The sequence below is a fragment of the Ruegeria sp. I1 genome (assembly GCF_056532675.1).
Genome location: NZ_JBQFNM010000002.1, coordinates 173507 through 186572, shown reverse-complemented (window position 1 = coordinate 186572; position 13066 = coordinate 173507). Strand labels below are relative to the sequence as shown.

At 57.7% G+C, this 13066-nt stretch carries 17 protein-coding genes and 1 tRNA gene; 6 read left to right on the top strand and 12 right to left on the bottom strand.

Annotated features, from left to right (window positions below; all coding sequences use genetic code 11):
• The first annotated feature begins 69 nt into the window (after positions 1-69).
• A complete protein-coding gene (locus ACR0DH_RS04735) occupies positions 70-1509 on the top strand; it encodes an amidase family protein (protein WP_480547511.1) in 1440 nt (479 codons plus the stop codon).
• A gap of 256 nt (positions 1510-1765) precedes the next feature.
• Here ACR0DH_RS04735 and ACR0DH_RS04730 read toward each other — a convergent pair whose 3' ends face one another.
• Entirely contained in the window at positions 1766-2527 is a 762-nt protein-coding gene (locus tag ACR0DH_RS04730; RefSeq protein WP_480547509.1) for an NAD kinase, read from the bottom strand.
• Between the two features lie 168 nt (positions 2528-2695).
• On the opposite strand from ACR0DH_RS04730, the gene glyA reads away from it, so the two are divergent.
• Complete coding sequence (glyA, locus tag ACR0DH_RS04725) at positions 2696-3991, top strand: serine hydroxymethyltransferase (RefSeq protein WP_480547507.1); 1296 nt, start codon at positions 2696-2698, stop codon at positions 3989-3991.
• A 125-nt stretch (positions 3992-4116) separates the two neighbouring features.
• On the opposite strand, the gene ACR0DH_RS04720 is transcribed toward glyA, so the two are convergent.
• From ACR0DH_RS04720 to ACR0DH_RS04705, 4 genes are all read right to left on the bottom strand, one after another.
• Entirely contained in the window at positions 4117-4401 is a 285-nt protein-coding gene (locus ACR0DH_RS04720) for a hypothetical protein (protein WP_170531961.1), read from the bottom strand.
• A gap of 42 nt (positions 4402-4443) precedes the next feature.
• The gene (locus tag ACR0DH_RS04715; RefSeq protein WP_480547505.1) at positions 4444-5127 is read right to left on the bottom strand and encodes a PspA/IM30 family protein; all 684 of its coding nucleotides are present in this window, start codon (positions 5125-5127) and stop codon (positions 4444-4446) included.
• A gap of 91 nt (positions 5128-5218) precedes the next feature.
• Positions 5219-5809: a TetR/AcrR family transcriptional regulator gene (locus ACR0DH_RS04710; protein WP_480547503.1), complete on the bottom strand. Its 591-nt coding sequence runs from the start codon at positions 5807-5809 to the stop codon at positions 5219-5221.
• Between the two features lie 52 nt (positions 5810-5861).
• Positions 5862-6236 (bottom strand): hypothetical protein, encoded by a 375-nt coding sequence (locus ACR0DH_RS04705; protein WP_480547501.1) that lies wholly within the window; start codon positions 6234-6236, stop codon positions 5862-5864.
• A gap of 47 nt (positions 6237-6283) precedes the next feature.
• Here ACR0DH_RS04705 and ACR0DH_RS04700 point away from each other — a divergent pair, with 47 nt between their 5' ends.
• Positions 6284-7084, top strand: a complete 801-nt coding sequence (locus tag ACR0DH_RS04700; RefSeq protein WP_480547499.1) for an alpha/beta fold hydrolase — start codon at positions 6284-6286, stop codon at positions 7082-7084.
• On the opposite strand, the gene ACR0DH_RS04695 is transcribed toward ACR0DH_RS04700, so the two are convergent.
• The 4 genes from ACR0DH_RS04695 to ACR0DH_RS04680 form a co-directional block, all read right to left on the bottom strand.
• The gene (locus ACR0DH_RS04695) at positions 7085-7273 is read right to left on the bottom strand and encodes a hypothetical protein (protein ID WP_480547497.1); all 189 of its coding nucleotides are present in this window, start codon (positions 7271-7273) and stop codon (positions 7085-7087) included.
• 78 nt (positions 7274-7351) lie between these two features.
• Complete coding sequence (locus tag ACR0DH_RS04690; protein WP_480540504.1) at positions 7352-7729, bottom strand: rhodanese-like domain-containing protein; 378 nt, start codon at positions 7727-7729, stop codon at positions 7352-7354.
• 98 nt (positions 7730-7827) lie between these two features.
• A tRNA-Leu gene (locus ACR0DH_RS04685) sits at positions 7828-7913 on the bottom strand.
• 105 nt (positions 7914-8018) lie between these two features.
• Positions 8019-8540 (bottom strand): DUF2478 domain-containing protein, encoded by a 522-nt coding sequence (locus tag ACR0DH_RS04680; RefSeq protein ID WP_480547495.1) that lies wholly within the window; start codon positions 8538-8540, stop codon positions 8019-8021.
• A 157-nt stretch (positions 8541-8697) separates the two neighbouring features.
• Between ACR0DH_RS04680 and ACR0DH_RS04675 the strand changes: the two genes are divergently transcribed.
• Together ACR0DH_RS04675 and ACR0DH_RS04670 are read left to right on the top strand one after the other, a co-directional pair.
• Positions 8698-9360, top strand: a complete 663-nt coding sequence (locus ACR0DH_RS04675; protein WP_480540500.1) for a DNA-3-methyladenine glycosylase I — start codon at positions 8698-8700, stop codon at positions 9358-9360.
• Positions 9361-9401: 41 nt separating this feature from the next.
• Entirely contained in the window at positions 9402-10088 is a 687-nt protein-coding gene (locus ACR0DH_RS04670) for a hypothetical protein (protein WP_480547493.1), read from the top strand.
• 3 nt (positions 10089-10091) lie between these two features.
• Here ACR0DH_RS04670 and ACR0DH_RS04665 read toward each other — a convergent pair whose 3' ends face one another.
• Positions 10092-10493 carry a c-type cytochrome gene (locus tag ACR0DH_RS04665; protein WP_480547491.1) on the bottom strand — a complete coding sequence of 134 codons (402 nt, stop codon included), beginning with the start codon at positions 10491-10493 and terminating at the stop codon, positions 10092-10094.
• Between the two features lie 92 nt (positions 10494-10585).
• Between ACR0DH_RS04665 and ACR0DH_RS04660 the strand changes: the two genes are divergently transcribed.
• Entirely contained in the window at positions 10586-11023 is a 438-nt protein-coding gene (locus ACR0DH_RS04660; protein WP_170531941.1) for a DMT family transporter, read from the top strand.
• Here the strand turns inward: ACR0DH_RS04660 and ACR0DH_RS04655 are convergent.
• Positions 11007-11693, bottom strand: coding sequence for an ABC transporter ATP-binding protein (locus tag ACR0DH_RS04655; protein WP_480547489.1), 687 nt, complete (start codon positions 11691-11693; stop codon positions 11007-11009). The genes ACR0DH_RS04660 and ACR0DH_RS04655 overlap by 17 nt on opposite strands.
• Positions 11686-12981: a lipoprotein-releasing ABC transporter permease subunit gene (locus ACR0DH_RS04650; protein ID WP_480547487.1), complete on the bottom strand. Its 1296-nt coding sequence runs from the start codon at positions 12979-12981 to the stop codon at positions 11686-11688. Before ACR0DH_RS04650 ends, ACR0DH_RS04655 begins: the two co-directional genes overlap by 8 nt.
• Positions 12982-13066: the final 85 nt, after the last annotated feature.

Genomic DNA, 13066 nt, shown 5'->3' with positions numbered 1-13066 from the left:
GCGGCCTGCACGGCCCCCCTTGCAACCCGATACAGGCCCCTTACTGTCACGATCAGACAGTGAGGGCCCATGACACACACCGATATCTGGCGTCTCAGCGCCGCCGAGTTGACACAGCTGACCCGCAGCGGCGACTTGAGTGCCGAGTCCGCCACACAAGCCGCGATTGATCGGATGCACGCGGTCAATCCCAGCCTCAATGCGGTGGTCGAGGACCTGAGCGCCGAGGCGCTGGACCGTGCCCAAGACCTGGATCGGGCCCGCGCAAACGGCGAAGATACCGGCCCGCTGTTCGGCGTTCCCGTCACGATCAAAGTGAATGTCGATCAGAAAGGGCACGCCACAACCAACGGCGTCGTTGCCTTGAAAGACGTGATTGCGCCAGATGACGCGCCGGTTGTGTCGAACCTGCAAAAGGCCGGAGCCATTGTGATCGGTCGCACGAACACGCCTGAATTCTCGTTTCGCGCCGACACCGACAACCCGCTTTACGGCCGCACGCATAACCCTTGGGGTCGCCATATCTCAGCCGGGGGGTCCTCGGGTGGTGCAGGTGCTGCGGTGATGGCAGGCATCGGGGCGCTGGCCCATGGCAACGATATTGGCGGCAGCCTGCGGTTTCCGGCCGCTGCAAACGGGGCTGTCACAGTCAAACCCGGCCTGGGCCGTGTGCCGGCTTGGAACCCCAGCCAAACGGCCGAGCGCGGATTGCTGGCGCAATCTATGTCGGTGCAGGGGCTGCTCAGCCGGTCTGCGGCGGATCTGCATCTATCGATGCCAAGTCTGATTGCCGCGGACCCACGGGACCCCTTCCACGTGCCGATGCCCTGGCGCGGCGAAGCCTTGGAAGGTCCAATCAAAGTGGCGTTTACCAAAAACACCTTTGGCTATGCCCTGCACGCAGAGGTCGAAAAGGCGCTGGATACGGCCAAAGATGCTTTGCTAGATGCAGGCTACCAGGTGGTTGAGATCGATCCGCCCGATGTGTTTGAATGCGGGCGCATCGGGTATCGCGCCCTGATGGGAGAGGTGCTGACTCTGATGAAATCCGACGTTGAGGCAGCCGGATCGCAGACCATCCGGGACATCTTTAATGTCTATTTTCAGGAATTCCCGCCCATCGTCGAAACCGAGTTGCTGAAGATGTTGGCCAAACGCAGTCACTATGCGCGCGAATGGTCCCTGTTCTTGCAGGAATATCCTTTGGTCCTGTCACCCTTCCTGCCGCAACCATTTTTCAAGCCTGATCGTGACACCGAAGGGGCCGAAGGTGTGCATGAGGTTCTAGGCTGCGCCGTGTATTCCTATGCGATGAACTTTTTGGGCCTGCCCGCCGCCTGCGTCCCTGCCCGTCTCGCCGATCTGCCCAATGGTCCACAACCCATCAACGTGCAAATCGCAGCACGTCGTTGGCGCGAAGACCTGGCCGTAGATGCCGCCGCAGCGATTGAGGCGCGGGTTGGGCAGATGTGTTTGCCACTTTGGGACAAGATGGCAGGCGGCACTTAAGCCTTTGAAAAGAAATAGACCCCGGGGTATTTTGCCCGGGGCCCAGCTGCTTAAATGTGCCCGGATATCTGATGACGAGCGTAGCACCACCCACCCTCGCCAGCGCGAAATTTGCGCAATCATTCGAAAACGCCGTTTGGTGGCCACTCACTCCCACCATAGCGTGATCTCCGAGCCCGTTTAGATTAGCCAACCGTTAAGAAATCCCGTGTGAACTGCTTCACACAAAGTCAAAAAAATCTCAAAAATTCGCGATTTATGTGAATTGCTCCGAGATCAGGCGCTCTTCAAGACCATGGCCGGGATCAAACAGAATACGATGTCTGATGGCGGGCTCGGAACTGATCTCGACCCAATCGATATCAGGAAACGAGACGGAATCCGCATCTGCCATCACAGGGCGTTTATCTGCATCCAGCACGTCAAAGCGCACCTTCGCAATCTTGGGCAACAGCGCCCCGCGCCAGCGGCGGGGGCGAAAGGCGGCGATGGGCGTCAGAGCCAGAACGTCCGCCCCGATCGGCAGGATCGGCCCATGGGCCGAGTAGTTGTAGGCCGTTGATCCGGCAGGCGTGGATAAAAGCGCCCCGTCGCACATAAGCTCTGCCATGCGTTCACGCCCATCGACGCTGATCTTCAATCGCGCGGCCTGAGGCCCTGCCCGCAGCAATGAAACCTCGTTGATCGCCAGCGCCTGATGCAGCTTTCCCGATTGGTCCATCGCGCGCATGGCCAACGGATTGATGACCTCTTCCTGCGCGTCGGCAAGACGGGCCAGCAGATCGTCTTCGTGATAGGTATTCATCAAGAAGCCGATGGTGCCGCGATTCATCCCGTAAACGGGTGTATCGAGATGTTGCAGGTTCTTCACCGTCCGTAGCATAAAGCCATCCCCGCCCAGAGCGACGACGACATCTGCATCGCGCGGTGCGGCGTTTCCATAAGTCTTGATCAGGCGGTCACGGGCGTCCTGCGCCATCTGGGCATCGCTGGCAAGAAAAGCGATTCTCTTTTTCATAACGTCCGGTTTCCAGTGCTGCACATTTGGTTCCGAAACAAACATACCTTTCCTCAATAGGCCAGACTTGACGCCACAGCGGGCCAAATCGTCGCTTTATAGCTTTTGCATCAGAATGGTTTCCTATAGGAAATCCGCAACTATTCACCCCTGTTCTATGGAGCGCAAATGAACGCCAACATTCGTGATACGGGTTTTTTCACCCAGTCCTTGTCCGACCGTGACCCCGAACTGTACGGCTCGATCACATCCGAGTTGGGCCGTCAGCGCGACGAGATCGAGTTGATCGCATCCGAGAACATCGTCTCTGCCGCCGTGATGGAAGCGCAGGGTTCGGTGATGACCAACAAATACGCCGAAGGCTATCCGGGCCGTCGCTACTATGGCGGTTGCCAGTTCGTCGATATCGCCGAAAACCTGGCCATCGACCGCGCGAAAGAGCTGTTTGGTTGCGGCTTTGCTAACGTCCAGCCGAACTCGGGCTCTCAGGCCAACCAGGGCGTGTTTCAGGCCCTGATCCAGCCCGGCGACACCATTCTGGGCATGAGCCTCGATGCTGGGGGTCACCTGACACACGGTGCGCGTCCGAACCAGTCGGGCAAGTGGTTCAACGCTGTACAATACGGCGTGCGCCAGCAAGACAACATGCTGGACTACGATCAGGTCGAGGCGCTGGCGAAGGAGCATAACCCCAAGCTGATCATCGCAGGCGGTTCGGCCATCCCGCGTCAGATCGACTTTGCCCGCATGCGCGAGATCGCCGACATGGTCGGGGCCTACTTGCACGTGGACATGGCGCATTTCGCCGGCCTGGTGGCCGCAGGTGAACATCCCAGCCCGTTCCCGCACGCCCATGTGGCGACCACGACAACCCACAAGACCCTGCGTGGGCCGCGTGGGGGTATGATCCTGACCAATGATGAAGATATCGCTAAGAAAGTGAATTCGGCGATCTTCCCCGGAATTCAGGGCGGCCCGCTGATGCATGTGATCGCGGGCAAGGCTGTTGCGTTCGGAGAGGCTCTGCGCCCCGAGTTCAAAAGCTACATCCAGCAGGTCGTGACCAACGCGCAGGCGCTGTCGGATCAGCTGATCAAGGGTGGCCTGGACACGGTGACCCACGGCACCGACACCCATGTGGTGCTGGTCGACCTGCGCCCCAAAGGCGTCAAAGGCAACGCGACCGAAAAGGCCCTGGGCCGCGCGCATATCACCTGCAACAAGAACGGCGTACCGTTTGACCCTGAGAAACCAACCATCACCAGCGGTATCCGTCTGGGGTCCCCCGCCGGCACCACGCGCGGCTTTGGCGAGGTCGAATTCCGCCAGATCGCGGATTGGATCATCGAGGTTGTCGATGGTTTGGCCGCCAATGGGGAAGACGGCAACGCAGCTGTCGAGGCCAAAGTCAAAGCCGAAGTCGCGGATCTTTGCGCCAAATTCCCGATCTATCCAAATCTGTAGTCAGGTTCTGATCTAAGAAACGGCGCCCGATGATCCGGGCGCCGCTTTTTGTCGGACACGGGGCTCTCCTGCCCCTTTTGTGCGCATCGTCTGCGCTGAAAGTAGTGGGCCAGGCGCGGTTAGAGTCAGATATCCGAGTCGGTATCCTTGAGCGCATCTTCCAGCAGCTTGTCATTCCGCGCCTCTTCGATGCGATTGATCCGATCTTCCGCAGTGCGAGCATCAAAGCGGTATTTGACCACATTGATCAGGCTAAGCGTCAGAAGAACGATCCCCATGCCCCAATACCCTTTTGTGGCCAGCGGTACATCGGTGGACAGATACAGCGAGATCGCAAGCAAAGCATAAGCCACCACAACGCCTGCACCGTTCAGCATCAGGATCAAACCATTTTCGTTACGTGTATTCATTGTGAGTCTCCGTGAGAAATTCTTGTTCAGTTGAGATTGGGTTTAGCTGTCTTGCTGCGTGCGAAGCCGGTTCAGCACATCGTCGGCGGTGGCACGGGTTCTCGGACCATAGCCGGCCTCTTCCATCCGCGTAGATATGGTGCTGTGATCCAGGCTCGCATCGATATCTCTTAGAATTTCGGATTGCTCAAACGGATCTTCTTGCTGCATTACACGCTCGATCAGGCTTTCGGCTTCGTCAATTGGGCTATCCCCGCCCAGATGCCGGTTCAATCGCCTCTGCAGCCCCTGCTCTCGCTTAACGGAGCGGGCGGATATTGCACCTTGTTTCAAATCCAAAATCCGACGGCTGGCTGCCTGTACGGAATGGCGCAGCTGAAGAATGCGCGCCTCTAACCGGTCCACGGTTTGCGACCGCACCGTCAGCTCATTTTCCAGATCAGCCACCGCCTGAGCGGCACTTTCCACCAGATCCTGACGCTCATCTGCCAATGCCTGACGCGCCCGGTTCATAAGGTCGTCAATCCGCGTCTTTAGCCCGTCGATCTGCCGCGTCTCATTGCGCTGCTTCTGGATCATGCTGGCCAGGGTCAGTTTAGCGGCCTTCAGGTTCTGCTCGGCCTCGCGGATTTTCTGATCGATCAATTCGATTGAATAGGTGTCGCGCAGGCGGTCTTCGGCCCGGGCGTTTGCCCCGTTAATCAATGTCTTCAACGTACTGAACATGTGCTCCTCCGATATATGAACATCGTTCACAAATCGGATATAGAAATCGAATGAACGATGTTCAAGTATTTCATGAACGTCGTTCAGGAAACTATTTGTTTCCAATTCGTGAAAGAACCTGCGTGATCATCCGTTCGATCTGTTCGGGCGGGACACCCGAGATGCGGTTTTCCAGCCCCAAGGTTACAATGCCATGCACCGATGAAAATAAGGCGCGTGTCATCAGATCAGCCTCGACCCTGTCCAGATCAGGAAAAAGCTGGCCAACAGGTTCGGCGATGTACGCAAAAAGCCCGCGAAGCGCATCCCGATACCAATCGGGCACCGGGCCATCATCGGCCATTTGAAGATCAAAAAGCGCACGCCACAGGTTTGTGTTCTGATCTGCAAAATTCAGATACGCGACGCTCATGACAACAAGGCGCTGAACAGGCGGCTCGCTGCCATCAAAGGAGGATCCGACCGCCTGCCCCAACCGTCGAAAAGTGCGCCCGTTGACGGCCATGATAATGGCGTTCAAATCCTCGAACACATTGTAGATGGCACCCAGCGCGCATCCTGCATCCTTGGACAAGTCCCGCGCCCTGAGGTCCTTGAGCCCATCCCGGTCAATGCGAAACTCGGCCGCTTCGATCAGTTTCTCGCGCAACTGTTCGCGTCTGAGCTGAGATTTTGTGGTCATGCTGCCCTCGGGGTTTGAACCTCGTTCACAGCGCATAAGATAGAAGAGTGGATCAGATCAAGCCACGCCACATCAGAAACGCCAGAAGCAGTGCCCCAAAGGCCAGCATGTTAAACGCCAGTCCACCCAGCATACCCAGAAACCAGCCCCATCGCCGGTCGGCCAGATTGATGGCGCTAAGATGGGTCTGAACCTCATCAGCGGCTTTGGTCAGAGCAGGCGTATCCAGAACCAAACGCAGCTTAGGGTGGGCTGACATTTGTTCGGCCCGGGCCAGAACCATCGCCTGTTTGAACACCCGGCGCGGTAGGTGGCGTTTGGCCCGGCGAATCGACGCCTGAAGCGTTTTGTCACGCACGCCCAGCTTGGCCCGCAGCAATGCAACGGTTTCAGCAATTCGATCCTGAATTTTAGCGTCTTGTGACATCGCGTTCTCCTGACGCGCGACACTAGCTCCTGTTAAGGCACGCCACAATGGGGCTGGTTGTTTCAAATGGTCACCTGTATCACGCGGATATGCTGAACACGATTGTACATGGCGATCCGACTGCGCTACCGCCTCTTGTTATTGCTCATGGCCTTTATGGATCGGCCAGGAATTGGGGCGTGATCGCACGTCGCCTATCGGATGAACGGCAGGTGATCGCGGTGGATATGCGAAACCATGCGCACAGCCTTTGGGACCCACAACACGACTATCCGGCTTTAGCAGGGGATATCGCTCAGGTCATCAAGCAGATCGGCGGATCCGTGGATGTGCTGGGGCACTCGATGGGGGGTAAAGCCGCGATGGCCCTGACGCTGCAGCATGGGGATCTGGTGCGCAAACTCGTGGTGGCCGATATCGCACCGGTCGCATATGGGCACAGCCAGATTCAGTTCATCGAAGCCATGCGCGCCGTTGATATGTCGCAGGTCAACCGCCGATCGGATGCCGAACAGCAACTGGCGGAGTTGGGGGTTGAACGCGCTTTGCAAAGCTTTTTCACGCAGTCACTGGATGTTGCGGGAAAACGCTGGTTGCTGAATTTGGATGTGTTGGCCGATCAGATGCCAAACATCATGGGATTTCCCGAAATAGGCGGCGCCTGGGGCGGGTCCGCCCTGTTTCTGTCTGGTGCAGCATCCGACTATGTTCTGCCTGAACACCGCGACCACATTCGCAGCCTGTTTCCCGGTGCACGCTTTGCCAAAATCCCAGGCGCAGGCCACTGGCTGCATGCTGAAAAACCACGAGAATTCGAGGCTGCGGTCAGAACATTCCTGAACGCCTGACTAGCCCGCCTCCTGGTACAAGCGTCGGGCGATCAGCCAAGCCGCCGGAAGCGCGACAAGCGCACCCGCAGCGGCGGCTGACAGAATCGCCATGACCGAGACCATGCCCAACGATAAAACACCAATCACCGCAGACCCTGCGAGGGCGGTGGCAATCATGGAATAAAGCAGCGCAGCAAGACGAAACATGACATGTGATCCATTTGGTTGAACGTCATGCCAAGTTAGATCAACGCGCAAACTTTGGCGTTGATCTGGATCAGGTTGTCAGCCGTCCACGACCTCTCCGCCGCCATTGACCCAATCGCTCAGCCCACCCAGATTGAACACCTGTTCATACCCCATATCGAGCAGCAGTTTTCCTGCCAATGCTGCACGACCACCGGACGCACAGTAGATCACAATTGCGCGATCCTTGCGCATCTGCGGATCAAGGGATTGCAGCGCTTCATCGGCGCGGAATTCCAGCATACCGCGTGGAATATGATGTGCCCCGGCTGCGCGGCCTGTTTTCTGTACCTCTTCCGCGCCGCGAATATCCAGCAGCAGCGCTCCCTGCTCGATCAATGCTTGGGCCTGCGCCGCATCCACACGCGGCACGACGGCATTGGCTGCCTCCATCATCTCTTTCACAGTGACTGACATATTCACCCCTTTGCCTGACTTTTCAGGGCAAAGCTAACATGCGAACTTTGGAAGGTGTAGCCATCTGCAACCGGCTTTCCGGATTGCAAAACGTATCTTGGTACCCGCGGCCGGACTCGAACCGGCACGGCCTTCCGGCCCAGAGATTTTAAGTCTCTTGTGTCTACCATTCCACCACGCGGGCAAGATGCGTCAGGCCCGGTCGGGGCCCGGAGCCACCATTACGGCGACAAGACCATGAAGACAACGTGTTTTGCTGCCCAACCAACAGGATTAGCATGTGCTGCCGCTAAGCCGCATCCGCCCTCGCGGCCACAACGCGGTCAAACCATGCCGAAATAGCCGTCAAATCGGGCGCGAGTTGCTTGGCTTCACCGCCTGTGAATTCCAGAAACTTTTCGCGATTCAATCCGTTTACGCCGACCAGAACAGGAATGTCCTGTGCCAGAGCTTCGGCAATCACCGGGCGGAAGCCACGGCCATCGGCCTCATGTTTGCCGAACTTGTTGATAATCAACAGCTGCGGTGCGTCCGCCAACGACGCAGTGACATAGCCAACCGCCTGCTCAAGCGCCGCCGGGTCCAGCCGGCAGCCGCGCGATTGCGTACCCAAAGACTGCGAGATGCGGATCGTGTCGCCTGCGGGAAGAACGCGGACATCCATATCGCACCGGCTGCTATCGGTACATTCGGTGTTGGTTTGCACAACGCCTGCCAGTTTCGCACGCGAGGACAACAAGTGTTCCGCGACCGCGCTGAGCAACCGGTCGGTTGCGCCGCGATCTGTGGTGGTTACATAGGCCAGAAACATAGTGGGACCCTCGCAAATCTGGTAGAACGCTTCAAATAGCACGCTCTGTGGGCTCCGACCACTCCTTCCAAAGTAGAAGCCACGCATCTATCGCGCTTGGCAACTGAGCGAGCGATCTGGCATCAAGGCACGAGCAGGCGCTGCGGAGGGTAAAGCAATGCGTTCATTTGATGAGATATTTGAGATATCGGCAGGTCGCCATGGCGGGGCTGCGGCGTTGAATGCCAAACTCAGCAAGCCCAAAACGCCGCAAGAACTTGCGGCAATGCCCGAGGATCGCTGGCTCTCGATCCTGACCAAATGCATCTTTCAGGCCGGGTTCAACTGGAAGGTCATCGAGGCGAAATGGGACGGATTCGAAACCGCTTTTGACGGGTTCGATGTGGGTCGCTGCGCCTTTATGGACGATGAGAAATTCGACGCGCTGCTGCAGGACACTCGGATCGTGCGCAACGGAACCAAGATCGCCACTGTCCGGGACAACGCGGCATTCTTGCTCGAACTGCGCGACCAGGGCGGCGCAGGTGAGGTTCTGGGTGGATGGCCCTCGACCGACTATATCGGCCTTCTGGCCATGTTGGGCCAACGCGGATCCCGGTTGGGCGGCGCGTCCGCCCAATATGCAATGCGGTTTGCAGGCCGCGACAGCTTTATCCTGTCACAGGACGTGACAGCACGGTTGATCGCCGAAAGTGTGGTGGAAAAAGCCCCCACATCCAAGAAAGCCATGGCCGCCGTGCAACAGGCCTTTAACACCTGGATGGATCAATCGGGCCGGTCCCTAACAGAAATCAGCCGCGTTCTTGCGATGAGCCTTTGAAAACGGCTTGCGCAACCGAAGCGGCAGGCTAGGCTTTGCCCATGAGTGTGCGTGTATTGATTTTAGTGTTTCTGGCTCTTGCGACCTGCGGACGCCCGCTGACACAGCAAGAGCGCGATTTTGCTGACGAGATACAAGGCGACACACTCAATCTGGATCGCGTGCGCTTGGTTGAAGGTGCGCCCGTTTTGCCAATCACATATGTCCGAGAAGCACGCCCACGTTTGGCTTGTCGCGAACGTATCCTTCCACCGATCGAACCCGGACCGGTAACGGGGAAACCTGCGGCAATTGCTTTATTCGACAAGGTTTATTTCGCGCGTGACTGGTACCTCGAAGACTACATGTCAGACTATCCCGAGCAGATGAATCTGATCGCGGCCATGCTGCTGGCGCATGAACTGACCCATGTCTGGCAGTGGCAGAACCGCAAGACCACCGGCTATCACCCGCTGCGTGCGGCGGCAGAGCATGGCGGGCGCGAGGACCCGTATTTGTTTGATCTGGATACCTCGCCTGACTTTCTATCTTACGGCTATGAACAGCAGGGCGCGATTGTCGAGGAATATGTCTGTTGCCGGTCGTTGGACCCACAGGCACAGCGCACCAAGCGCCTACACAAGATGCTGGGTGCGCATTTCGACCTGTCCCCCCTGCCCCAGGAAGGCCGAGAGCGTGACATCGCGATCCCGTGGAGCGATGCCAAGATCGAAGGAATTTGCAGCTAGATTTCAGTTGCCTTGCAGGGTTTTGAGATAGGCCACCAGATCAACAATAGGCTGACTGGTCAGAATAGGCTGCCCCTCTTCCGTTTTCATGGATGTGTCTTGCCCTTCAAAATATGGGCCGTACACCGGCATCGGGCTTCCATGGCTCACCAAAGGGTCACGCCCATCGATCCGGGCAACAACCCGCGCTGTTGGGAAACGCCCGTCTTTTGTCAGTTCCGTCAAATCGGTCGGCTGAATAATAAGAACGCCCGCCATTGGGCCTTGCCCCATGGCGTCAATTCCGTGGCAGGTCGCACAATAGTGCTGATACAGCTCAGCACCCGTTTGCACATCTTGTGCCGCCGCGCATTGTACCGACATGACAAGCACGGCAGACACAGTTCCCAGCTTTGACCACTTCATCGCATCCTCCTATCCGCAATGGCATTTACAGGCTTGTCCGATGCGCCGCTTGGCGCAATGATCCAGATCAACGAAGCAAGAGGGTAAGGTTCATGACGCAATACGCAGCCATCATGCTGGCCGCTGGAATCGGAGTTCCTATCCTCGCAGCGCTTAATGCAGCCCTGGGTAAACTGATCGATTCACCCACGACAGCTGCAGTGATCTTGTTCGCCATCGCCTTTGGATCATCGGCCCTTGTGATGGTTGTGTTTCCTGGGTTCGAGGCAATCACAAAGGTTGCACAGGCCCCCAAACACCTGCTGCTCGCGGGTGTTCTGATCGCGTTCTACGTCTTGACGATCACACATGTCGCCCCGCATTTCGGTGTTGGAAATGCAGTATTCTTCGTGCTTCTGGGTCAATTGGTCAGCACCGCCGCAATTGACCATTTTGGGCTGTTTGGGGCCCAAGTCACGCCGCTGACGTGGATACGTGCGGGCGGGATCGCGGTGATGGCTTTGGGCGTTGCGATCACTCAACTGGCTTGAGAATACCGCCTTCCAGCCGCACCATCCGATCCATCCGCGCCGCAAGGTCCATGTTGTGGGTTGCAATCAGAGCCGAGAGGCCCTCATCCCGGACAAGCGTCATCAACGCATCAAACACCTGATCGGATGTTTCCGGATCAAGGTTCCCGGTTGGCTCATCAGCCAGCAACACTTTGGGAGTGTTCGCCAGCGCCCGGCAAAACGCCACACGCTGTTGTTCGCCACCCGACAAAGCCGCCGGGCGATGGCTGGCTCGGGCGGCCACGCCGACACGGTCCAGTAATGACATCGCTCGGTCTTGCGCTGCTTTCTCAGCGATCCCATTGGCCAGTTGCGGCAGGGTAATGTTTTCCAAGGCGGTAAATTCCGGCAGCAAATGGTGGAATTGGTAGACAAATCCGATGTCCTGCCGACGCAAGGCGGTTCTGGTTCGGTCGCCCTTTCCACTGACATCCTGCCCGCCAATTTCGACCTGACCGTCATCCGGCATGTCCAAAAGACCCGCGATATGCAGCAAAGTGGATTTGCCTGCCCCCGAGGGTGCGACCATCGCCACCGCCTCGCCTGCGTTCAATTCCAAATCAACGCCCCGCAGAACCTGCACTTCGCCCGGAGTACCTTTCAGATAGGTCTTGGTCAGGCCCTTCAATCGCAATGTCGCATCACTCATAACGCAGCGCCTCAACCGGGTTCAGCCGCGCCGCGCGGCGGGCGGGGAAATATGTGACAACAAAAGACAAACCCAGTGAAAGGGCCACGGCCTTGAGTACATCGCTTAGATGCAACTCGGCTGGTAGGGCATAGATGCCACGAATGGACGGATCCCAGACTCCACCGCCCATCACATAGTTCACGAAGGAAAAGATGGGATCAATATAGATGGCGAACAGGCAGCCTAAGATCACGCCCATCACGGTTCCGATGATGCCTGTGAACGCACCGCAGATGAAAAACACCCGTAGGACCGATCCTTCGCTCAGGCCAATTGTGCGCAGAATACCAATGTCGCGCCCCTTGTTCTTCACCAACATGATAAGGCCCGAGACAATGTTCATCGCAGCAATCAGCACGAGGATCGACAGGATGATGAACATCACGTTGTCCTCAACCTCGAGCGCACGTAGAAATCCACCCGAGGCATCCTGCCATGTCCAGATCTGGCTACGCCCACCTGAGGCTTCGAGGATTGGGATCAGGATCGGGTTCATCGCTTCGGGTTGCGTGACCATCACCTCGATTTCATCCGCCACGCCCTCGCGGTTGAAAAAGCTCTGGGCTTGCGAAAACGGCATGTAAACGCGCGTGCGGTCGATGTCATATCGTCCCGCGGAAAACACATAGACCACACGATAGGCATTCACGCGCGGCGAGGTTCCAAAGGCGGTTCTGACACCGTTGGGTGAGGTCAGCTTAACCGTATCCCCCACAGTGGCCCCAATAGTACGCGCCACGCCAGAGCCGATGGCGATCACATCCTCACCCGTCTGAAACAGAGACAAATCCCCTGCCGATTGTTCGGCCTGTGCGATGCCCGGCAGGTCCAACAGGTCGTCGGGCCGGATGCCAAACACCTCAACCCCGCTGCTGCGGTCGCGATTTGTGATCAGAACCTGACCTTTGACCAAAGGTGCCGCCCGTTCCACACCCGGAACCTGTGCGATCCGCGCCGCGCGTTCTTCGTAATCCTCCATCGTGCGTATCACGCGCCCCTGCGCATCAATCTCACCCGAGGAATAGACAGTGACATGTGCATTCGCCCCAAGGATCGTGCCGATGAATTCAGCCCGGAACCCAGAACGCACCGCGAGTGTCGCGATCAAGGCGAACACGGCCAGAGTGATCCCGATCAGCGAGATCCAAGTCATAACGCTGACGCCCCCCTCGGCCCGACGGGCCCGCAGGTATCGCCAGGCGATCTTCCATTCAAAAGGGGCAAAAGGCGGGGGTGTCTTGGCCATGCCTGCTCCGGTCTTGTTGTTTGGCGGCGACCCTCTCGGCATTTGCCACAATGGTCAAGCGCCTTGTGAACGCTTCACCGACAGC